Raw genomic sequence first — 19,819 nt, 5'->3', positions numbered from 1 at the left:
CACTCAAAAATCAATTCTTGGATTCAGCACTCAATCATTAGAAGAGGCTATTTTATAATAATCATCCAACACCATGAAAAAGAAACGAACAAAAATGTTCGTTTCTTTTTCATGGTGTTTAATGCTCAAGAAAACTTATAACCGCATAAGTATATAGAACGACTAGAGCAAAGGCACATATTCCCATAATGATAATCGCTAGTGCGCTTTTCTCTTGTCTAAACCCTATAATTCCAAGAATAAATGCACTCAACATTGTTACCTTAAGCATTGTAGAAAGATTGGGAATTGAATATCCACTCAACCAGGTAGAGAAACTTACAATTACGGAAAAAGAGAACAAAGTTAGAACAATAGATAATATATTAATGTGCTTCCCATACTTCAGTTGCATTTCGCTACCTCCTTTTCTTTTCATTAGTGAATAATAGGTAGGTGACCATATTTTTATTTTATTCTAAACTTTCTTAAAAATCTATAATAAAAAGAAGAGGTTGTCCCAAAAGTCGCTGAATAATTACTTTTAGGCAACCTCTTTTCTTTATTTTTTACTTTCCTCTAGTTTAGAGATACTTGCTTCTTTTTCAGGTAACGTATCAACAAAATCCTTTTGAGATTTTAATAGGTCAGATTGTTGTATCCAAGCCATAAGATCATCTAAAGATTTACGGGCTTCTTTTACATCGCCAGTAATATCATTCATGTTCAACTTATTAAATGTAGCTAAAAATTCTTGTTGAATCTCACCTTGCAATGCATTTGCTTGCTTTGTTAATTCTTTATTTTCATCACATTTTGCCTTTTGAACATTATTCATAGCTTTCCCGATTTCATGCTTATCAAAAGCATCTTGCGCTTTCTTTAAATTTTCGGTTTGTTCTAACTTACTTTTAATCTTTTTATCATCCTTCAACTTCAAAGCCTCTTGATAATTCTTTATAGCTTCGCTATATTTTTTATCCTTAATGTTCTTATCAGCTTTTGATGTATAATCTTCAAAGGAATTACTACTACAAGCTGCCAGTAGCAAGATGAATGCTAGAATCAACCCATAAAACTTAACATTTTTCATAGAAACTATGCCTCCTCTTCTATATGCATACACTTATAATATTACAATTTCTGTAAAAATAGAAAGGGATACATATGTTATCAATTTGATAAATATTCTATTGGAGGCATTATGTATCATTTATTATCTTTTTCGGTAGACTGAATATATTCAAAGAAATCCGGTGGTTCTTTCATTGCTTCTTTTTTTAATTTTTTCAAGTTCTTCACGTTCACGCGGAGACAATCTTTCTAGTAGGGGTACCCCCCATCACCATCAAGCTAAGAAATGCAAATACCTCAAAACGAAAAAATGAGCATTTTGTTACAAGTTAGTACAAAATTTCGTTCTGGGGGGTACTATAAAATTTTAGCTTGATAGCGATGAGCACTAGCCCCTAAACCTCTAGCCAGCACCTACACCAAAAAACAAGGAAGGAACTCTTAAATACTTGCTAGAATTTTAAATGAACAGATATTGCAAAATCACTTGAAATGACGCCACAAAAAGGCCATTTAATGGTGGGGAAATTTAATTGAGGAGGGAAACTGTGAGAATACCTTTTGTACCTAAAAATGTTGAGATTAGTCAGGATCGCTATGATTTTATTAAAGAATACCGAGGCGGAGGATTTATGTTAATTGCAGGTGCTGTTTTTTGGTTATTAGCATTTATATTAACTTATGCATTACCTAAAGTAGCAGTAGTAGAGTTTTATATATGGGGTGGATTGCTTATTCCTATAATTGGAGTAGCTTTATTTAAAGTGATGAACATGTCTGCAAAACCTAATCAGTATTCATCATTGGTCGCATTTTCCTCCGGTGTCGTAGTTGTTTGTATCCCAGTATTGCTTCTCGTTAAAGAACTGAATGTAGATATGTTACTTCCCGTAATATGTATTATAAATGCCGCCCATTTTCTCATTCTTTGCTGGGTTCATTTAGATTATTTATATTTCATACTTGTTATATTGGGAGCTTCACTTGGGTGCCTTTTTATTTATACTCTACCAAGCTCCCAAGTACATTACCTTGCATTAATTTGGGGATTAATTTCTTTAATAACTGGAGCTATTACTCATTATTCTACTCAACAGCCTTTAAAGGGATATGACTTTTCCATCAAAGGATAAATCCAGCAACCGGTTTTATTAATTAATAATTGTCAAGAAATAAAAATTTCGTTTTGGGGGTTCTTTAAAATATTAGCTTGATAGGCATGGGGTACCGCCAACAAGACGCGAATTTTGCACGCTAAGCAAAAAAAACAATAAGCTGTCCACATGGACCATAGCCATCAACTTAAGGAAATGAATAAAATTTAACTAAATGGGTCATCCTTCCATGCATACCGCAAGGAAGGATGACCCATTTTATGTATAAAATTAATGATGTTACACAAGAAGAGTTACGTTTACTAGGTGAAGAATTTAAAAGTAAATTTTCGATTCACCACTTACAACTACTAGCAGTTAAAACTGGAATGATTCGACGAAAACGAAAGTGTAGAGCACAAGACCTCGTTTCATTATGCGTGTTTCTCAGCCAAGCAATTGGGACAGAATCCCTAGTTAGTTTATGTGCGAAACTAACTAGAGCTACGGGAATCCAATTATCTAGTCAAGGTCTGAACGAACGATTTAATGCACAGACTGTACAATTCTTAAAGGAATTGTTTTTACAAGTATTTCGAAAGAAGTTTTCTCCAATGACTCCTTTATCTAACCGTTTTACACGTATCCGTATACTAGATTCAACAGCCTTTCAGCTTCCAGCTCAATATGCATCTTCTTACAAAGGGATAGGGGGTGGTGGTTCAGAAGCTGGTGTGAAAATTCAATTAGAGTATGAACTGATTTCTGGAGAATTTTTAGAAACAGCTGTAAGCGATGGAACAAGTAGCGATTGCCGTTATGGACAGGAACGTACGCAAACATTAGAGCCAGGGGAACTTTCTCTTCGTGATCTTGGTTATTTTTCTATTTATGATTTAGAAAAAATTGCGGATCGAAAAGCATTTTATGTGTCACGTATTCGCTGGAATACACAAGTCTATCAAAAAGAGAAAGATGGAAAATGGACTCTTCTCGATTTAGAAAAATTGACGAAAGATCTAGCTGAAGGACAAATATTAGAATTACCAGAAATCTATATAGGACTTCGCCAAAAACATAAAACACGCCTTGTCATATATCGTCTAACACAAACTGAGTGGGCGAAACGTTTGGAACATCACAAGAAAGCGAAAAAGAGGATGCCGAAATATGCAAGTCGGATCAACCTTCTTATTACGAACGTATCTAGTAAACACCTTCCGCACAATGAAGTGTATGAACTGTATTCTTTACGGTGGCAAATTGAAATTATATTTAAAACATGGAAGTCTATTTTTAAAATTCATGAAGTGAAACCTGTGAAACTGGAACGATTTCAATGTCATTTATATGGGCAATTAATTGGTTTGTGTTTGGTAGCTAGCATTACATATCGAATGAGAAGACTTATATGGGAGAAAAAACAAAAAGAGGTTAGTGAGTATAAGTGTACATATATCGTCAAAATTTACTTCTCTAGTATACACGACGTGCTTTTCACAACCTTTCAACATCCTGTATCAGTGCTAACCAGGCTCTTTCAGGATCTTGTCAAAAACGGAAGAAAAGCACGAAGGTATAAGTGTCGTACACCGTTCGATATCCTTAGTATCACTCAAGAATGTACGAAAAGACTTCACAAAGCCGTATAAAAAATACGAAATCCGGAGAGTCTTATTTGAGTATGTCCAAAACCGTACTCTTCTACTCCCTATTGTAAAAAAATGAGTCCGATGCCAAAAGGCATCGGACTCATTTTTTTAACTTGATGGCTATGGTCCACATGGACAGCTTATTTACATAATTCTCGGTATTGGAAGTAAAGTAAACCTCTCTTATTTAAAGAAAGGCATTAAATGCTATTCCGAATGCAATAAAACAAATAAAATACTAAGACAACAACAGTAATAATACTCGATGCTGTTCTGAAAGTTTTGTTTTCATACGTTTTATTTAACAAGAAGAAGAACAAAACGACCCAGACCCCGTTGGAAAAGAATGATGTTAGTGCATTGAAAACAACTCGAAACGCAAACATAGAGTCTTCCATTAGTTTTTCGCCCCCTTTTCCTTATTTTACCACTTGGGAGAAATGATATGTTGTTTGATTTTGGTTGTATATTCTATACATGTGAGATTAACATAATGTCTTATTATCGGTAGCAAGTTTTTCATAGAATCCTTGTTTTTACTAAATTTTTTGTCTCTATGTCTATCTATCTCTTACACAAGATTTTATACATCATTGATATAGCGGGGATTCTAGGGATCTTCGCTATTCTTTTTTGTATAACATCTTGTATGAAAAAGTAGTTAGATTAGCGTGTTTTACTCCGGTTCATTTCAAAATATAATTGAAAATTCATCTTTAAATAAAAAAAGAAAGTGTTACCTATATATATTAATAATTTCGAAATATTGTATAACAGATAATTTTTATTGTGCTAACGAATCAGGATATTGTGGCGACCGACCAACTAAATAGTTGTTTATCCTCAATTATTAGAAGGGAAGTTCTATCATTTCGCGAATTTATTAGACATAGACGAGCGCTATAATTTTCTATATGTACATAAAGAGGTGAATACGCATGAATCAAAGACCTTCAGAAGAAGAATACGCCGGGAACTCCGGCGAATATATCCGTTTGGTGCCGGACGGTAACATCATCGATATTCTGTTCGCCCAGGAAAAGCAAATGACCGAGCTCCTGGCATCGTTGACCGAAAGCCAGGCCGTATATCGGTATGCGGAAGGAAAGTGGACGCTGAAAGAAGTCGTGGGCCACATTGCAGATGCGGAACGTGTCATGACCTATCGCCTGCTCCGGTTCGCAAGAGGTGACCAGACGCCTCTGACTGGTTTCGATCAGGAATTGTTCATGCCTCCTTTCGGAAGTTGGACAACCACGCAATTGGCCGAAGACTACCGGGCCGTACGGCAATCAACGATCACATTGCTGCGTGGGCTACCGATGGAGGCGTGGACCCGCAAGGGCACAGCCAACGACCTAGGTATTACGGTGCGCGCCCTCACGTACGGCATCGCAGGACACGAACTTCATCACATGGGGGTCATCCGAAATCGGTACTTGAGTTAATCGTCGGCTGAGGCCTTTGGAATGGAACTAACACCTCTCATACACCCTTAGATACCGTTCTTATTGGGGTTCCGCTCCACAACCATCAACTTAAGGATTTAGACTATTTTTGAAATGAAAAGCACATTACTATTCTCTTATGTTAATGAGAAAGGGTGACGTGCTTTTTATGAATATGTAAGAAAAACAAGAGTTATCTTTATTTGCCGAAGAGTTATATCGATTTTTTTCATTTGGGGGTATTTGTTTTTCTTAGTTTGATGGTGATGGGGCACTACTCTATAATGGTCAAATTAAAATTTAAAACAGTTATAGAGACTCCATTCCTCAGAAATATTTTAACTATTAAGTTGTAAAAAGATATGAAGCGAGGAAGTTTTTTTGCTAAATCAAAAAAACTTGATGAACTAGTTGCATATAGAACTCATCTACATATATACTATAAATATCAAAAAAAGTTGATGAAGGGAGAGGGTATTACAGTGGCGCAAGATTTTCAGCTCTATGAGAAAAAATTCAAAGCATTAGCAGACCAGAAGCGTTTAGAGATTATGTATGAACTTTGTCAGCGAGGCCAGACTTGTGTGTGTGATTTAACAGAGATTTTTGAAATGACGCAATCTAAGTTGTCCTATCATTTAAAGATTTTATTAGATGCAGGTTTAATTGTAAAAGAAACAAAAGGTACGTGGAGTTATTATGATTTAAATGATGCGGAAGTAAATAATTTATTATCAGAAGAATTGTGCTGTATTTTTAGAAAAACAGGCAAAGGTAGCTGTTGTTAAAATTTTGTACTATTAATCAAAAAAAATTGATTAATAACATATAAAGAGGAGGAAGTTGCTATGAGATATGTTCACGTTGGTATAAATGTTACGGATTTAGAGAAGTCTATCGAATTTTACGAAAAGGTATTTGGTGTGTCACCAGTTAAGGTGAAAGTGGATTATGCAAAATTTTTATTAGAGACGCCAGGACTTAATTTCACGCTGAACGTACGAGATGAAGTGAAGGGAAATCAAGTAAATCATTTCGGTTTCCAAGTGGATACAGCTGAAGAAATTACATTTCATAAAGAAAGATTAGAAAAAGAAGGGTTCTTTGCGCGTGATGAGATGGATACGACTTGTTGCTATGCAGTTCAAGATAAGTTTTGGGTAACGGATCCTGATGGGAACGAGTGGGAATTCTTTTATACAAAAGCACAGAGTGATGTTCATACAATTGAAGAGTCATCTTGTTGCACGACTTCTAACGTAGTAGAAAAAAATTCTTGTTGTTAATAGGAGATGGAAAATAAAATGAAACGTTTATCTTTTCTAGATCGATATTTAACACTATGGATTTTTCTAGCTATGGCTGTTGGGATTGGTTTAGGGTTTGTATTTCCTAGTATAGTAGAAGGACTGAATACATTACAAGTTGGAACAACGTCTATCCCGCTAGCTGTCGGTTTAATTGTCATGATGTATCCACCATTAGCAAAGGTTCGTTACGAGGAAATGGGCCGAGTATTTAAAGATGTAAAAGTATTGGTTTTATCTTTAGTACAAAACTGGATTATTGGACCTGTACTTATGTTTGTTCTAGCAATTATTTTTCTTCCGGATAAGCCAGAATACATGGTCGGACTCATTATGATTGGTTTAGCACGTTGTATTGCAATGGTAATTGTTTGGAACGACCTTGCAGATGGGGATAAAGAGTATGCAGCAGGTTTAGTGGCTTTTAACTCAGTATTTCAAATGTTATTCTTCTCCGTTTATGCATACGTGTTTGTAACAGTCATTCCAGAATGGTTAGGAATTGAAGGGGCTATTGTCGATATTACAATGGTAGAAGTGGCAAAATCCGTATTTATCTACTTGGGAATTCCTTTTATAGCAGGTATGTTAACACGTTTTGTACTTGTTAAGTTAAAAGGAAGACAATGGTATGAAAAGGTGTTTATACCGAAGATTAGTCCACTTACATTAGTTGCATTACTATTTACAATCATCGTTATGTTCTCATTAAAAGGGGAAATGATTGTTAGCGTACCATTAGATGTAGTAAGAATAGCAATTCCGTTATTAATCTATTTTATTGTCATGTTTTTTGTTTCTTTCTTTATGGGAAGAAAAATTGGTGCAAACTATCCAGTGACTACAACGTTAGCATTTACAGCAGGTAGTAATAACTTTGAGTTAGCGATTGCAGTAGCAGTTGGTGTGTTTGGTATTCATTCAGGTGCAGCATTTGCAGCTGTTATTGGGCCGTTAGTGGAAGTACCTGTAATGATTGCACTTGTAAACGTCGCTTTTTGGTTTAAGCGTAAATATTTTAATGATCAACCAGTATAATTTAAAAATAAAGGCGGAAAACAACATGGAAAACAAAAAGACAATCTATTTCTTATGCACAGGAAATTCGTGCCGAAGCCAAATGGCAGAAGCATGGGGCAAACAATATGTAGGAGATAAGTGGAATGTATATTCTGCAGGAATCGAAGCACATGGAGTAAATCCAAATGCGATTAAAGCGATGAACGAAGTAAATATTGATATAACGAATCAAACATCAGATATGATTGATGCAAATATTTTAAATAACGCTGATTTAGTCGTTACCCTTTGTAGTCATGCAGATTCTGTTTGTCCTTCGACACCTCCGCACGTAAATCGTGTTCACTGGGGATTCGATGATCCAGCAGGAAAAGAATGGTCTGAATTTCGACGTGTTCGCGATGAAATTGGAGAACGTATAAAGCGATTTTCTGAAACAGGGGAATAAATAAAGGAAAGAGCCAATCTTCTATCATATAGGAGATTGGCTCTTTCCTTTATTAGTCATGACTGTATTGGTTCGCATAAATTACCGAAAAATAGAGGATATTCTATTGGATTGATAAAGTTAGAAATGTATTTAATCATGTAGGTGTTCACAAATAATAAAGTCATTTAAAAGATCATAAAGTTGTTTAGAATTAGAGATGGTATGATGAATAATCACACTATCTTTTCCTTTTTATGTATAATTAAATAAAAGGATTTTTGGATATTAAAATAAAGGGTAGTATATTAGCGCAAGGGGGAGAATGATGGATAAGTTGTTACAAGAAATCATAAATTGGTTAAAGATGAGAGATGAACAAATTGTTATCGGTATTTCAGGACATGGTGCAGCTGGAAAAACGACGTTTACTAATAGACTCGTAAAGCTACTAAATCAAAATGAAGTAAATTATATTAATACAGATCCTTACATTGTTAGTTCGGATATCCGCAAGCATGCAGTGATTCACTATACATATCAAAATGAAAATCATCGTTATAAAATGACAGCTTGTCATCCAGCGGCGCACCATTTGGCAGCTTTAGAAAGAGATATTCATATGATTAGAGCGGGGTTAGATTTTTATACGATAGATACGCATTATATGAAAAGTAAGTTGATTTCTTCGGAAAATAAAGTAACGATTGTGGAAGGAATGAGCGCCGCATTTATTAATCCTGATTTATTTGATTTGAAAATTTATTTTTATACAGATGGCGAAACGGAACTAATGAGAAGATCAAGCCGGGATATAGCTGAAAGGGGAGCCGATATAAATTATTTAAGGCAGTCTCATGAAGAACGCCGGATTCAATATGAAGTATTTATGCATTCGTATAGTCAGCGTTTTGATATAATTATCAAAACTTCTGATGAAACAATATGTTTAGAGAAAAATACATTTGAGTTTTATAAAGTTTAAATGAAAATCCTCAATTTGTTAATTGCATTATGACGGTTATTTTTTCTGATTTAGTACTTGTATTAAACAAATGTATTATTTAATCAATAATACATTCACTATGAAATAACTAGATTTTTAAAAAGATTTAGTAGCCTTCTTTCATCTACATAAATAGAAGGCTACTGTAATTTTGGCGGCAAAATTATATAACTGCATTATTACTCACAGTAGGATAGGATTCTCTATTTGAATACATTAGGTGTATCATAAAAATTCTCACTTTAAAAGGTTTTTATTAGGAAGTACAAAAATGAATTTTTGTATGAAAGGAGAATAGTATGAAACAAATAATAAAAGACATAGTAATAAACTACTTTAAAGAAATTCGTACATTAGTAGTTGAAGAAGAACTACATAAGAACAGTTGGCATACAGATTTACACTATAAAATCATGGTGAATGGGAATCGGTATTCCGCACGGTTTATAAATAGCGATCGAACAATCAATCCAGCCTTTGGAACGTTATCAAATGAACAATTGAAAGAGCAAGTACGGTTTACGTATTATTTACGAGAGCATGGAATACCGTTTATGCAGATTAAGGAGAATAGGGCGGGAGATTCCTTTACATGTGTCACTTGGAATGAGGAACAGTACCGGTTTGTATTGTCTACTTGGATGGAAGGGGAACATGTTACTCATTGTACAGAAACGATGGCAGAAGTCTTCGGAAAGGAAGCAAGAAAGATACATGATATTTCTAGTATGTTTCAAAGCTCGACTTTTCAAAAGAAATCTCATTTAGATGGATATGGTGAATTTATAAAGCTATTAGAAAATAAGGGTGGTACATGTAAGGAATTGCGAGGGTATATAGATCTCGCTAAGTATCATATAGAATGCGCACATGCGAGTAATTTGGAGTTCATTGTACAAACTGATTTAAATCCTTTAAATGTCATATGGGATTTAAATCAATGTGTAAAAGGAATTGTAGATTTTGAATCGATTGGATATGTTGATCGTATGGAAGGACTAGCCTTTTTAATAAAGTGGTATTCCCGGAAAGAAGGAATAGAGTCACATGTAGTATGTTCGAAAGTTGCTAGAGCATTTTTAAAAGGGTATGGAGCTAATAATATTTTAACTTTAAATGATTATAAAAGACTTTCTTCACTACTATGGTTATCCGGCAGTTTAAATTGGAACTTCGTTAAAAAAACGACGAGTCTATTAGGTGAAGAGAATGAATTAGTAGAACATTTGAGAGTTTATAAAATAAGGGGAGAAAATCTATATGTATTAGTAAGTAAAGAAAGAGCCAACTCACACGAGTAGGCTCTTTCTTTTTATGTAATATGAATCTTCGTAATAGAACGATGTTGCAGCATTCCTTCTATAGAATATAAGTCTAAAAAAGTCCCATTTAATCATAAAAAAATGCTCTCATGCACACTTTACAGGTTATCTGATGTATAGTCGTATTTTTTATAAAAAAATGTTTTTAAAAAGTGTTGAAATATTTCGAAAATTAAATTATTATTATCCATGTAAACTACTAAGTAATCGTTTACATGGATGAAATAAAGCTTTAAACGAAACTGAAGTAAACGATTTCTTGAAAACTTAGAAAGAGTGATGAAATGGCTAAGTCTACAATTAAAGATGTTGCAATGGAAGCGAATGTGTCTACAGCTACAGTATCTCGGGTGTTAAACGAAAGCGGATTTGTAAGTGACGACATTAAAGATCGTGTTTATTTAGCTGTGAAAAAACTTAATTATCAACCAAATGCGATTGCTAGAAGTTTAAAGCAAGATAAAACATATACGATTGGTGTTGTGATTCCAGATATCACAAACCAGTATTACATGACAATTTCAAAGGCGATTGAAGATATTGTACAGCAAAAGGGTTATAACCTTATTTTTTGTAGTAGTCATGAAAATCCTAAAAAAGAGGATAAATTGTTGCAGCTACTAGTGGAACAACGGGTAGATGCGATTGTGTTGGCGACTGCTGGAGGTTGTGAAGAAAGAGTAAGAAGTATTCATCAAGCCGGTGTACCAATTGTTTTAGTTGACCGGACTGTTGAGATTGGAGGTCCAAAATTAGATTCGGTTATAGAAAGTAATTTTGAAAGTGCTTATACATTAACGAGTTATCTTTTAAAACAGGGTCATAGATCGATTGGTCTTGTGAATGGATTGTTGAACGTTAGTACAGGTAAAGAGCGCTATGAAGGATTTCAAAAAGCTTTGGAAGAGTTCGGGATTCATGAAGATGAAAACTACACGTTTAATAGCACTTTCACAAGAGAAGGTGGAATGAAAGCAGTTGATTATTTTCTTAATTTCACTGAGAAACCGTCAGCTATTCTAACTTTGAACAATGAAATGGCATTCGGTGTTCTTCTTGAATTAACGAAGAGAGGATACTCAGTACCAGAGGACATAGTGGTAGCTTCATTTGGTGATGTGGAAGCAGCGCAATTATTACGAGCACCTGGGATTATATCAGTAGCTCACAAACCATATGAAATGGGAGAAAGAGTAGGTGATATTTTACTAAAGCGTTTAAATAATGAAGAAGGTCCTTTTAATGAAATATTTACACCGAAATTACTAATAGATGCACAAAGTGTAAGTAGTTAAAACGATTAGAAATAATGATTTTCGTTCAGATAAAAATTGGAAGGGAGATAGAAATGCTAAAAGGAATACCGAAAATAATGAGTCCAGATTTAATGAAAATTCTTTTAGAAATGGGGCATGGGGATGAGATTGTTTTAGCGGATGGAAATTTCCCCGCTGCCTCTTGCGGGGCGAAGCTCATCCGGTGTGAAGGGCATGGGGTTCTTGAAGTTTTACAGGCGATTTTGCAGTTCTTTCCGCTCGATACGTATAGCGATCATTCCGTTTCATTAATGAAGGTTGTACAAGGGGATCCTACCACGCCCGTCATTTGGGAAACGTATGATGCAGTGATCAAACAATATGACACTCATTTTGATAGTTTTGAGATGATTGACCGCTTTGCATTTTATGAGAGAGCAAAGAAAGCTTATGCAATTGTTGCAACGAGTGAGAGTGCTCTTTATGCCAATATCATTTTAAAAAAGGGCGTGGTTACGGATTAGCGCAGTATGAAACTTATATATTGTTTCATTTAAAAAATCATAGGGTAGTAGGTGATGGGGTGAGTGAATTGCTACTGAAAATGGATGGAATTAGTAAAGCGTTTCCTGGTGTGCAAGCGCTTTCTAATGTGCGGTTTGAATTGAAAAAAGGCGAAGTTCACGCGCTTTTGGGGGAGAATGGAGCTGGTAAATCCACATTAATGAAAATTTTAACAGGGATCTATCAAAGGGATACTGGAACGATTGCATACGAAGGAAAAGAAATAGAGGTACCCGATACAAAAGCAGCACAAAGACTTGGGATCAGTATTATTCATCAGGAACTTAATTTAGCTCCGCATTTAACAGTTGCCCAAAACATTTTTATTGGAAGAGAACCTAAAGGGCTATTTAATCTTTTTTTAGATGAAAAAGAACTCAATAACAGGGCGAAAAAACTATTTGAAAGGTTAAACATTCATTTAGATCCAAGGGAATTGGTAGGGGATTTAACAGTTGCGAAACAACAAATGGTGGAAATCGCTAAAGCTCTTTCCTTTGATTCAAAAGTATTGATTATGGATGAGCCAACCGCAGCCTTAACGGATACTGAAATCGATTCATTGTTTGTTATGATTCGGAAATTACGGGGGGACGGTGTGGGGATTGTTTATATTTCTCACCGTATGGAAGAGCTAAAGAAAATTACGGACCGTGTATCGATTATGCGAGACGGTACATACGTAGGAACGATGAACACGAAAGATGCAACGATTGAACAAATAATTTCTATGATGGTTGGAAGAAAAATTGATAACAATCAAAAACCAGAAATGAAAGAGAAAACGCGAGAAAAAGTGTTTGAAGTGAAAAATTTAAAGAGAGGGAACACGATAAAGGATGTAAGTTTTGAACTGTATAAAGGAGAAATCGTTGGCTTCGCTGGATTGATGGGAGCTGGAAGAACGGAAGTAGCCCGTGCCATATTTGGGGCAGATCCATTAGATTCAGGGGAGATTTTCATAAATGGAAAAAGGTTGAGTATCAAAAGCCCGACTGATGCAGTACAACATGGAATTGGCTATTTGTCCGAAGATCGAAAACAGTTTGGGCTTCTAGTTGGGATGGATGTCAAAACAAATATTGCCATGGCATCCATGAAAGATTATGTAAAACCTCTTGGCTTGATGCATGTATCTAAAATTGATCAACAGTCTGATGAATTAATTAAAAGGTTAAAAATAAAAACGCCGTCAGGTAATCAATTAGTGAAAAACCTTTCAGGAGGGAATCAACAAAAAGTAGTTATTGGCAAGTGGTTGACTAGAGATTCAGATATCTTAATCTTTGATGAGCCTACACGCGGAATTGATATTGGGGCAAAAGACGAAATTTATAAGTTACTACACGATTTAGCTGAGCAAGGAAAATCGATCATTATGATCTCCTCAGAACTTCCTGAAATTTTAAGAATAAGTCACCGTGTAATTGTCATGTGTGAAGGAAAGATAACTGGAGAATTGAAAAATGATGAAAAAGCATCGCAAGAAGCGATTATGACGCTTGCAACAAAACGAATTATGTAATGAATATTAACGGATGATAAAGGAGTGAACAGGAATGGAAATACAAAAGGTAGTCGAACTTCCAGTTGAAGGGAAGATGAGGAAAGGGATGAATTCAAATGCTCTTCAGCAGCTTCTAGCATTTGCAAGTTTAATCGTACTTGTTTTCATTTTTTCAATTGCTTCAGCTAATTTTCTGCAATTTGATAACATTATAGGAATCTTTTTATCGACAGCTGTTACAGGCATCCTTGCTTTAGGGGCAACGATGATTATCGTTACAAGTGGAATTGATTTATCATGTGGAACCGTACTAACTTTGTCTTCGGTTATGACAGGCGTTTTTGCTGTCAATTTAGGTTTACCGGTTTGGGTAGCTGTTATCGGAGGTATTTTAATAGGTGCGGTAGTAGGTTTGGTTTCTGGGGCTGCGATTGCAAAATTGAAGATTCCACCATTTATTGCAACGTTAGCGATGATGATGATTGCGAAAGGATTGGCACTTGTTATTTCGAAAGCCACTCCAATCTATTTCACTTCTATACCGAGCTTTAACAAAATTGCGATGGGTTCTATTATCCCTGGTTTTGCTATTCCGAATGCGGTTTTCATCTTTTTTGGAATGGCCATTTTCGCAAGCTTAATTTTAAATAAAACGATAATCGGAAGGTATACATTTGCACTAGGAAGTAACGAAGAAGCAACGCGTCTTTCTGGAGTGAATGTAGATAAGTGGAAAATAATTATCTACATGATTGCAGGTGTTTTTACTGGTGTTGCAGGGATTATAATGGCATCTCGTTTAAATTCTGCTCAGCCTGCTTTAGGAGCAGGATATGAATTGGAAGCAATCGCAGCAGTCGTTATCGGAGGAACGTCTTTAAGTGGTGGTAAAGGAACAATTCTTGGTACTGTGATTGGTGCATTGATTATGAGTGTGTTAACAAATGGTCTACAAATCCTTTCAGTGCCGCAAGAATGGCAAACAGTAGTTGTTGGGGCTGTTATCTTATTAGCAGTTTACGCAGATGTGTTGCGAAACAAAAAAGCGAAGAATTAACTGAGATATTGCGTTTAATATAAAACAATATATAGGGGGAATTTTAGATGAAAAAAGCAAAAAAAGGCATCGTTTTATCGTCAATTCTCGCAATCTCAATGTTTATGGGAGCGTGTTCTTCAAACAATGCAAGCACGGGAAGTAAGGATAGTAGTGCTCCTCCAAAAGATGACGGTAAACGTTATGTTGCGATCATTTCAAAAGGGTTCCAGCACCAGTTCTGGCAAGCAGTTAAAAAAGGGGCTGAGCAAGCAGCAGATGAATATAAGGTGAATATTACATTTGTAGGTCCTGAAACGGAAGCACAGGTTGATAAACAAGTTGAAATGTTACGTAGCACGCTTGATAAAAAACCAGATGCGATTGGTTTTGCTGCATTAGACTCTAAGGCTGCTCTTCCTTTATTAGAACAAGCAAAAAACAAAAAAATTCCGATTGTTGCATTTGACTCAGGTGTTGAAGGAGATATACCTGTAGCAACAGCTGCAACAGATAATAAAGCGGCAGCGGCTCTTGCAGCTGAGAAAATGGCTGGATTAATTGATGAAAAAGGGGAAGTAGCAGTAGTTGCTCATGATCAGACAAGTAAAACTGGTGTTGAACGCCGAGATGGCTTTGTAAATACAATCAAATCAAAGTATCCGAACATCAAAATTGTAGACATTCAATATGGTAGCGGTGACCAATTAAAATCGACTGACGCTGCTAAAGCAATTATGCAAGCACACCCAAATGTAAAAGGGATTTTCGGTACAAATGAAGGTTCTGCAATCGGTGTAGTAAATGCTGTGAAAGAATTGAACAAAAAGAGTGTCGTAGTAGTTGGCTTTGATTCTGGAAAACTACAAATTGATGCGATTAAGAGCGGAGTAATGGCAGGTGCGATTACACAAAATCCAATTGGAATTGGTTATGAAACTGTGAAAGCCGCTGTTGAAAACTTAGATGGGAAACAAGTATCAAAAACAATCGACACTGGTTTCTATTGGTACGATAAAAAGAACATCGATGATCCAAAAATTAAGGAAGTTCTATATCAATAAAATATAAAACGAAACTAGCAGTGCAAATAACATAGAAACTGAGGTGTATAACATTGACGAGTGTAATCAATGATTTGAAATTATATGCAAATAAGATTGTCCAAACGGGTCTTGTCGTAGGGGCAGGTGGAAATTTAAGTATGAGAGATGGGAATATGATGTATATCTCTCCTAGCGGTTTTGATTTGCAAGAGATAGAAGACGATCAGTGGGTACGTGTCGATATTGAAACTGGTGAGATATTGGATGATTTAAAACCATCCTCTGAAATATTAATGCATCTGGAATGTTTTCGTAAGCGTCCGGATATAACAGCTGTTTTACATGCGCATCCAAGCCATTCGGTAGGTGTATCATGTACTGGCCATACGATTCCGAGTCTATTCCCAGATTTTCCGGCAATGATTCAAAGCGTGGCTTACCTTGACTATATGATACCGACTACAGAAGTATTGGCTAACGCGGTATCGGGTGTAATTGAAGAAAATGATGTAGTGGTAATGAGAAATCACGGCGTCCTGACGGTTGGTAAAACAATGAAAGAAGCATATTTTCTTATGCAAATTCTAGAAGAAGCGGCAAAGGTATATACGATTGCATCGACAATAGGAGTGCCAAGAGTACTGACAGAGGATGAATGTCACGAGTTAAGAAATCTATCTTCCGAGAAATATAGATTACAACTATTAAAAGATGCGGAATAGTTATATGTTTCTGAAGGGTGTGAATGAATGGAAAAAGTTTGGGCTTTTGATTTAGGTGCATCCAATGGGCGTTTAATGGTAAGTGGATTTGATGGAAAACGCCTTTATATTGAAGAGGTTCACAGGTTCTCCAATCGCCCGGTTTACGCAACAGGTCATTATTATTGGGATGTGTTAAGGATATTCCAGGAGATGAAAAATGGAATTGGTAAAAGTATTAGAAACGGACATAAATCAATTGAAAGTTTATCTATCGATACGTGGGGAGTTGATTTCGGGCTTCTATCTGAAACAGGTGAATTGCTTAGCAATCCTTATTCTTATAGAGATCCGCATACAAATGATAGCCTAAAGGAAATCACGGAAGTCATTCCGCCGAATGTTTTGTTCTCTCGATCGGGAGTTACACCAGCAGCAATTAATACGATTTGCCAGCTGTATACGATAAAAAAGAATAATCCAGATTTAATGGAAAAGGTAAAAACTCTTTTATTAACACCAAACTTATTGAGTTATTTATTTTCCGGTGTAAAGGCGAATGAATATACGATCAGTACAACGACATCGCTATTTCATATTCATGAGCGCAATTGGGATACTGCCCTTATGACCGAGCTTAGCCTTCCTACAGAAATCATGGCAAATATTGTGATGCCAGGAACGACTCTTGGTCCGACGCTTTCTTCGATTCACAACGAATTTGGAATACAGCCTGTTAAGGTTATTGCTGGAACGGGACATGATACAGCCTGTGCTCTTGCTGCATTGCCTATAAAGTCAGAAAATTCAGTTTTTATGAGTTGCGGTACGTGGATCTTAATGGGAGTTCAAGTAAAAGATCCAATCGTTAATAAACAGGCATTGGAATGGGGCTTTACAAATGAAGGAACAGCAGATGGCGAGTTCCGGGTACTCAAAAATATTATGGGATTATGGCTCATGCAAGAATGTAGAGCCGTTTGGGCAAAAGAAGGGACGATTTTTACTTACGAAGAAGAGGCAGAGTTGATTCGACATACAAAACCGTTTACACATTTCATAGATCCTGATGATCCTGCTTTCTTCAATCCAGAAAATATGCCGAAACAAATACGGGATTACTGTATAAAGAGTGGTCAACAGCCGCCTGAAACGGAAGGGAATTTCCTCCGTTGTATTTTGGAGAGTCTTTCACTCAGGTATAGGTGGGTTTTAGAAAAACTAGAAGCTTTAACTGGAAGATCAATAGAGGTTATCCATATGGGTGGCGGTGGCATTCAAAATGATTTATTTTGTCAATTTACTGCAAATGCGACAAACCGCCCTGTTATAGCAGGACCGGTTGAAGCGAGTGCGATTGGAAATGCATTATCCCAATGGATCGCACTCGGAAAAATAAAAGATTTAAAGGAAGGTAGAGACATTGTTAAAAATTCGTTTCCTGTTAAATACTATCAACCTCAAAATCAATCAGAATGGCAGGAAGCATACGGCCGCTTTACCGAAATAATCGACCAAAATGTAATGAAAAAGGGGTTTTAAAATGAAAACTGTTCATAATAGATTTTACAATAAATTACCGAAAATTGGTATAAGACCAACTGTTGATGGGAGAAGAAATGGTGTACGTGAATCTCTTGAAGATATGACGATGAATCTAGCAAAATCGGTAGCGAACTTATTAACTGAAAATTTGCGTCACTATAATGGGGAAGCAGTAGAATGTGTCATTGCTGATACATGCATTGGCGGTGTGGCTGAATCGGCTAAAGCGGCTGAAAAATTTGCAGTAGAGGGAGTCGGTGTTTCTATCACTGTTACACCATGCTGGTGCTATGGTTCTGAAACAATGGATATGAATCCCGATATTCCAAAAGCAGTATGGGGATTTAATGGAACAGAACGTCCCGGGGCAGTGTATCTTGCGGCTGTCCTAGCTGCTCACAATCAAAAGGGAATTCCGGCTTTCGGCATATACGGGAAAGATGTGCAAGATTTAAGTGATACATCCATTCCTGAAGATGTGCAGGAAAAGTTACTCCAATTTGCAAAGTCTGGTCTTGTTGTTGCTACTTTAAAAGGAAAATCGTATCTTTCGATGGGATCTGTCTCTATGGGGATTGCTGGTAGTTCAGTCCAACCTGAATTTTTCCAAGATTATTTAGGAATGAGAAATGAATACATCGACATGTCTGAATTTGTAAGAAGGATAGATGAAGAGATCTATGATAAGGAAGAGTATGCAATGGCTTTAAACTGGGTGAAGGAGTATTGTCCAGAAGGCCCAGATAATAATACGGAAGAGACGCAACGCTCAAGGGAGCAAAAGAATAAAGATTGGGAAACGAGCGTGAAAATGACGTTAATTGCAAGAGATCTTATGGTTGGAAATCCGAAATTAGAGGAACTTGGCTATGGTGAAGAAGCATTAGGGCATAATGCCATTTCTGCAGGTTTCCAAGGGCAGCGCCAATGGACGGACCATTTCCCGAATGGTGATTTTATGGAAACAATTTTAAATTCGTCCTTTGATTGGAACGGAATTCGTCCTCCATACATTATGGCTACTGAAAATGATAGTTTAAATGGGGTTACGATGTTATTTGGCCATCTATTAACAAATACGGCTCAAGTTTTTGCAGATGTAAGAACGTATTGGAGCCCGGAGGCGGTAGAACGCGTGACAGGGCATAAACCGGAAGGATTGGCGGCAAATGGATTTATTCATATGATTAACTCCGGTTCCGCTGCGCTTGATGGTACAGGACAACAAACGAAAGATGGAAAGCCTGTTATAAAACCATTTTGGGAAATTACGGAGGAAGAAGCTCAAAATTGTCTAGCAGCGACTTCTTGGAGACCAGCTTCAACAGGCTATTTCCGCGGAGGTGGATTCTCAAGTGATTTCTTAACGAAGGGAAATATGCCTGTAACAGCAGCTCGTCTCAACCTTGTAAAAGGATTAGGTCCTGTTTTACAAATTGCAGAAGGTTACACAGTTGAAATACCAGAAGAGGTTCATGACGTATTGGATGAAAGAACCGATCCAACTTGGCCAACAACTTGGTTTGTACCAAATTTAACAGGAGAAGGTGCCTTTAAAGATGTTTACACTGTAATGAATAATTGGGGTGCTAACCACTGCGTAATTAGCTACGGGCATATTGGTAATGATTTAATTACTCTTGCTTCCATGCTCCGAATTCCTGTAAATATGCATAATGTCAAAGAAGAGAATATCTTCAGACCGAGTGCATGGGGTATGTTCGGAACGAAAGATCCAGAAGCAGCAGATTACCGCGCCTGCCAAAACTTTGGCCCATTATACCATTAATGATAAGATCCCCTGATTGCATATCGGGGGATTACTATAGAGCATA

At 36.4% G+C, this 19,819-nt stretch carries 19 protein-coding genes and 1 pseudogene; 17 read left to right on the top strand and 3 right to left on the bottom strand.

Annotated elements, in window-relative coordinates; translation table 11 throughout:
- Positions 1 to 118: 118 nt before the first annotated feature.
- Positions 119 to 394, bottom strand: a complete 276-nt coding sequence (locus tag MHB74_RS15395; RefSeq protein ID WP_001176332.1) for a hypothetical protein — start codon at positions 392 to 394, stop codon at positions 119 to 121.
- 147 nt (positions 395 to 541) lie between these two features.
- Positions 542 to 1,072: a hypothetical protein gene (locus MHB74_RS15390; RefSeq protein ID WP_000800119.1), complete on the bottom strand. Its 531-nt coding sequence runs from the start codon at positions 1,070 to 1,072 to the stop codon at positions 542 to 544.
- Between the two features lie 529 nt (positions 1,073 to 1,601).
- Here MHB74_RS15390 and MHB74_RS15385 point away from each other — a divergent pair.
- Positions 1,602 to 2,186 carry a DUF7010 family protein gene (locus MHB74_RS15385; RefSeq protein ID WP_061677727.1) on the top strand — a complete coding sequence of 195 codons (585 nt, stop codon included), beginning with the start codon at positions 1,602 to 1,604 and terminating at the stop codon, positions 2,184 to 2,186.
- A gap of 242 nt (positions 2,187 to 2,428) precedes the next feature.
- Positions 2,429 to 3,729: pseudogene (locus MHB74_RS15380) on the top strand (IS4 family transposase).
- Positions 3,730 to 3,999: 270 nt separating this feature from the next.
- Here the strand turns inward: MHB74_RS15380 and MHB74_RS15375 are convergent.
- The gene (locus MHB74_RS15375) at positions 4,000 to 4,197 is read right to left on the bottom strand and encodes a hypothetical protein (RefSeq protein ID WP_078030455.1); all 198 of its coding nucleotides are present in this window, start codon (positions 4,195 to 4,197) and stop codon (positions 4,000 to 4,002) included.
- Positions 4,198 to 4,737: 540 nt separating this feature from the next.
- Here MHB74_RS15375 and MHB74_RS15370 point away from each other — a divergent pair.
- From MHB74_RS15370 to MHB74_RS15300, 15 genes are all read left to right on the top strand, one after another.
- Positions 4,738 to 5,247, top strand: a complete 510-nt coding sequence (locus MHB74_RS15370) for a DinB family protein (protein ID WP_061678317.1) — start codon at positions 4,738 to 4,740, stop codon at positions 5,245 to 5,247.
- Positions 5,248 to 5,708: 461 nt separating this feature from the next.
- Positions 5,709 to 6,035 carry an arsenical resistance operon transcriptional regulator ArsR gene (gene arsR / locus MHB74_RS15365; protein ID WP_161772891.1) on the top strand — a complete coding sequence of 109 codons (327 nt, stop codon included), beginning with the start codon at positions 5,709 to 5,711 and terminating at the stop codon, positions 6,033 to 6,035.
- Between the two features lie 60 nt (positions 6,036 to 6,095).
- The gene (locus tag MHB74_RS15360) at positions 6,096 to 6,533 is read left to right on the top strand and encodes an ArsI/CadI family heavy metal resistance metalloenzyme (RefSeq protein ID WP_061678318.1); all 438 of its coding nucleotides are present in this window, start codon (positions 6,096 to 6,098) and stop codon (positions 6,531 to 6,533) included.
- Positions 6,534 to 6,551: 18 nt separating this feature from the next.
- Positions 6,552 to 7,592, top strand: a complete 1,041-nt coding sequence (gene arsB, locus MHB74_RS15355; RefSeq protein ID WP_061678319.1) for an ACR3 family arsenite efflux transporter — start codon at positions 6,552 to 6,554, stop codon at positions 7,590 to 7,592.
- A gap of 25 nt (positions 7,593 to 7,617) precedes the next feature.
- A complete protein-coding gene (gene arsC / locus MHB74_RS15350; RefSeq protein WP_061678320.1) occupies positions 7,618 to 8,022 on the top strand; it encodes an arsenate reductase (thioredoxin) in 405 nt (134 codons plus the stop codon).
- 307 nt (positions 8,023 to 8,329) lie between these two features.
- Positions 8,330 to 8,986 (top strand): uridine kinase family protein, encoded by a 657-nt coding sequence (locus MHB74_RS15345; protein WP_061678321.1) that lies wholly within the window; start codon positions 8,330 to 8,332, stop codon positions 8,984 to 8,986.
- A 320-nt stretch (positions 8,987 to 9,306) separates the two neighbouring features.
- Positions 9,307 to 10,308 carry a phosphotransferase gene (locus MHB74_RS15340; protein ID WP_061678322.1) on the top strand — a complete coding sequence of 334 codons (1,002 nt, stop codon included), beginning with the start codon at positions 9,307 to 9,309 and terminating at the stop codon, positions 10,306 to 10,308.
- 305 nt (positions 10,309 to 10,613) lie between these two features.
- Positions 10,614 to 11,624: a LacI family DNA-binding transcriptional regulator gene (locus tag MHB74_RS15335; protein ID WP_061678323.1), complete on the top strand. Its 1,011-nt coding sequence runs from the start codon at positions 10,614 to 10,616 to the stop codon at positions 11,622 to 11,624.
- A 53-nt stretch (positions 11,625 to 11,677) separates the two neighbouring features.
- Positions 11,678 to 12,109, top strand: a complete 432-nt coding sequence (locus MHB74_RS15330) for an RbsD/FucU family protein (RefSeq protein WP_061678324.1) — start codon at positions 11,678 to 11,680, stop codon at positions 12,107 to 12,109.
- 59 nt (positions 12,110 to 12,168) lie between these two features.
- Positions 12,169 to 13,674 (top strand): sugar ABC transporter ATP-binding protein, encoded by a 1,506-nt coding sequence (locus MHB74_RS15325; RefSeq protein ID WP_061678325.1) that lies wholly within the window; start codon positions 12,169 to 12,171, stop codon positions 13,672 to 13,674.
- Between the two features lie 34 nt (positions 13,675 to 13,708).
- Positions 13,709 to 14,713 (top strand): ABC transporter permease, encoded by a 1,005-nt coding sequence (locus tag MHB74_RS15320; RefSeq protein WP_081110254.1) that lies wholly within the window; start codon positions 13,709 to 13,711, stop codon positions 14,711 to 14,713.
- Between the two features lie 47 nt (positions 14,714 to 14,760).
- Positions 14,761 to 15,756, top strand: coding sequence for an ABC transporter substrate-binding protein (locus MHB74_RS15315; protein ID WP_061678326.1), 996 nt, complete (start codon positions 14,761 to 14,763; stop codon positions 15,754 to 15,756).
- Between the two features lie 53 nt (positions 15,757 to 15,809).
- Positions 15,810 to 16,460 carry a class II aldolase/adducin family protein gene (locus MHB74_RS15310; protein WP_061678327.1) on the top strand — a complete coding sequence of 217 codons (651 nt, stop codon included), beginning with the start codon at positions 15,810 to 15,812 and terminating at the stop codon, positions 16,458 to 16,460.
- A 27-nt stretch (positions 16,461 to 16,487) separates the two neighbouring features.
- Positions 16,488 to 17,981, top strand: a complete 1,494-nt coding sequence (locus MHB74_RS15305; RefSeq protein WP_061678328.1) for a rhamnulokinase — start codon at positions 16,488 to 16,490, stop codon at positions 17,979 to 17,981.
- Position 17,982: 1 nt separating this feature from the next.
- Positions 17,983 to 19,773 (top strand): L-fucose isomerase, encoded by a 1,791-nt coding sequence (locus MHB74_RS15300; protein WP_061678329.1) that lies wholly within the window; start codon positions 17,983 to 17,985, stop codon positions 19,771 to 19,773.
- Positions 19,774 to 19,819 lie beyond the last annotated feature (46 nt).

The organism is Bacillus sp. FSL K6-0069, assembly GCF_038007785.1.
GTDB lineage: Bacteria > Bacillota > Bacilli > Bacillales > Bacillaceae_G > Bacillus_A > Bacillus_A mobilis.
This window is presented reverse-complemented; position numbering and strand designations above follow the sequence as displayed.

What these genes read in the sequence shown, in the direction of transcription:
- arsC (WP_061678320.1), top strand. Translation starts at nt 7,618, where the DNA reads ATGGAAAACAAAAAGACAATCTATTTCTTATGCACAGGAAATTCGTGC.
- MHB74_RS15300 (WP_061678329.1), top strand. Translation starts at nt 17,983, where the DNA reads ATGAAAACTGTTCATAATAGATTTTACAATAAATTACCGAAAATTGGT.
- MHB74_RS15330 (WP_061678324.1), top strand. Translation starts at nt 11,678, where the DNA reads ATGCTAAAAGGAATACCGAAAATAATGAGTCCAGATTTAATGAAAATT.
- MHB74_RS15315 (WP_061678326.1), top strand. Translation starts at nt 14,761, where the DNA reads ATGAAAAAAGCAAAAAAAGGCATCGTTTTATCGTCAATTCTCGCAATC.
- arsR (WP_161772891.1), top strand. Translation starts at nt 5,709, where the DNA reads ATGAAGGGAGAGGGTATTACAGTGGCGCAAGATTTTCAGCTCTATGAG.
- MHB74_RS15360 (WP_061678318.1), top strand. Translation starts at nt 6,096, where the DNA reads ATGAGATATGTTCACGTTGGTATAAATGTTACGGATTTAGAGAAGTCT.
- MHB74_RS15370 (WP_061678317.1), top strand. Translation starts at nt 4,738, where the DNA reads ATGAATCAAAGACCTTCAGAAGAAGAATACGCCGGGAACTCCGGCGAA.
- MHB74_RS15335 (WP_061678323.1), top strand. Translation starts at nt 10,614, where the DNA reads ATGGCTAAGTCTACAATTAAAGATGTTGCAATGGAAGCGAATGTGTCT.
- MHB74_RS15320 (WP_081110254.1), top strand. Translation starts at nt 13,709, where the DNA reads ATGGAAATACAAAAGGTAGTCGAACTTCCAGTTGAAGGGAAGATGAGG.
- MHB74_RS15390 (WP_000800119.1), bottom strand. Translation starts at nt 1,072, where the DNA reads ATGAAAAATGTTAAGTTTTATGGGTTGATTCTAGCATTCATCTTGCTA.
- MHB74_RS15375 (WP_078030455.1), bottom strand. Translation starts at nt 4,197, where the DNA reads ATGGAAGACTCTATGTTTGCGTTTCGAGTTGTTTTCAATGCACTAACA.
- arsB (WP_061678319.1), top strand. Translation starts at nt 6,552, where the DNA reads ATGAAACGTTTATCTTTTCTAGATCGATATTTAACACTATGGATTTTT.
- MHB74_RS15345 (WP_061678321.1), top strand. Translation starts at nt 8,330, where the DNA reads ATGGATAAGTTGTTACAAGAAATCATAAATTGGTTAAAGATGAGAGAT.
- MHB74_RS15305 (WP_061678328.1), top strand. Translation starts at nt 16,488, where the DNA reads ATGGAAAAAGTTTGGGCTTTTGATTTAGGTGCATCCAATGGGCGTTTA.
- MHB74_RS15395 (WP_001176332.1), bottom strand. Translation starts at nt 394, where the DNA reads ATGCAACTGAAGTATGGGAAGCACATTAATATATTATCTATTGTTCTA.
- MHB74_RS15340 (WP_061678322.1), top strand. Translation starts at nt 9,307, where the DNA reads ATGAAACAAATAATAAAAGACATAGTAATAAACTACTTTAAAGAAATT.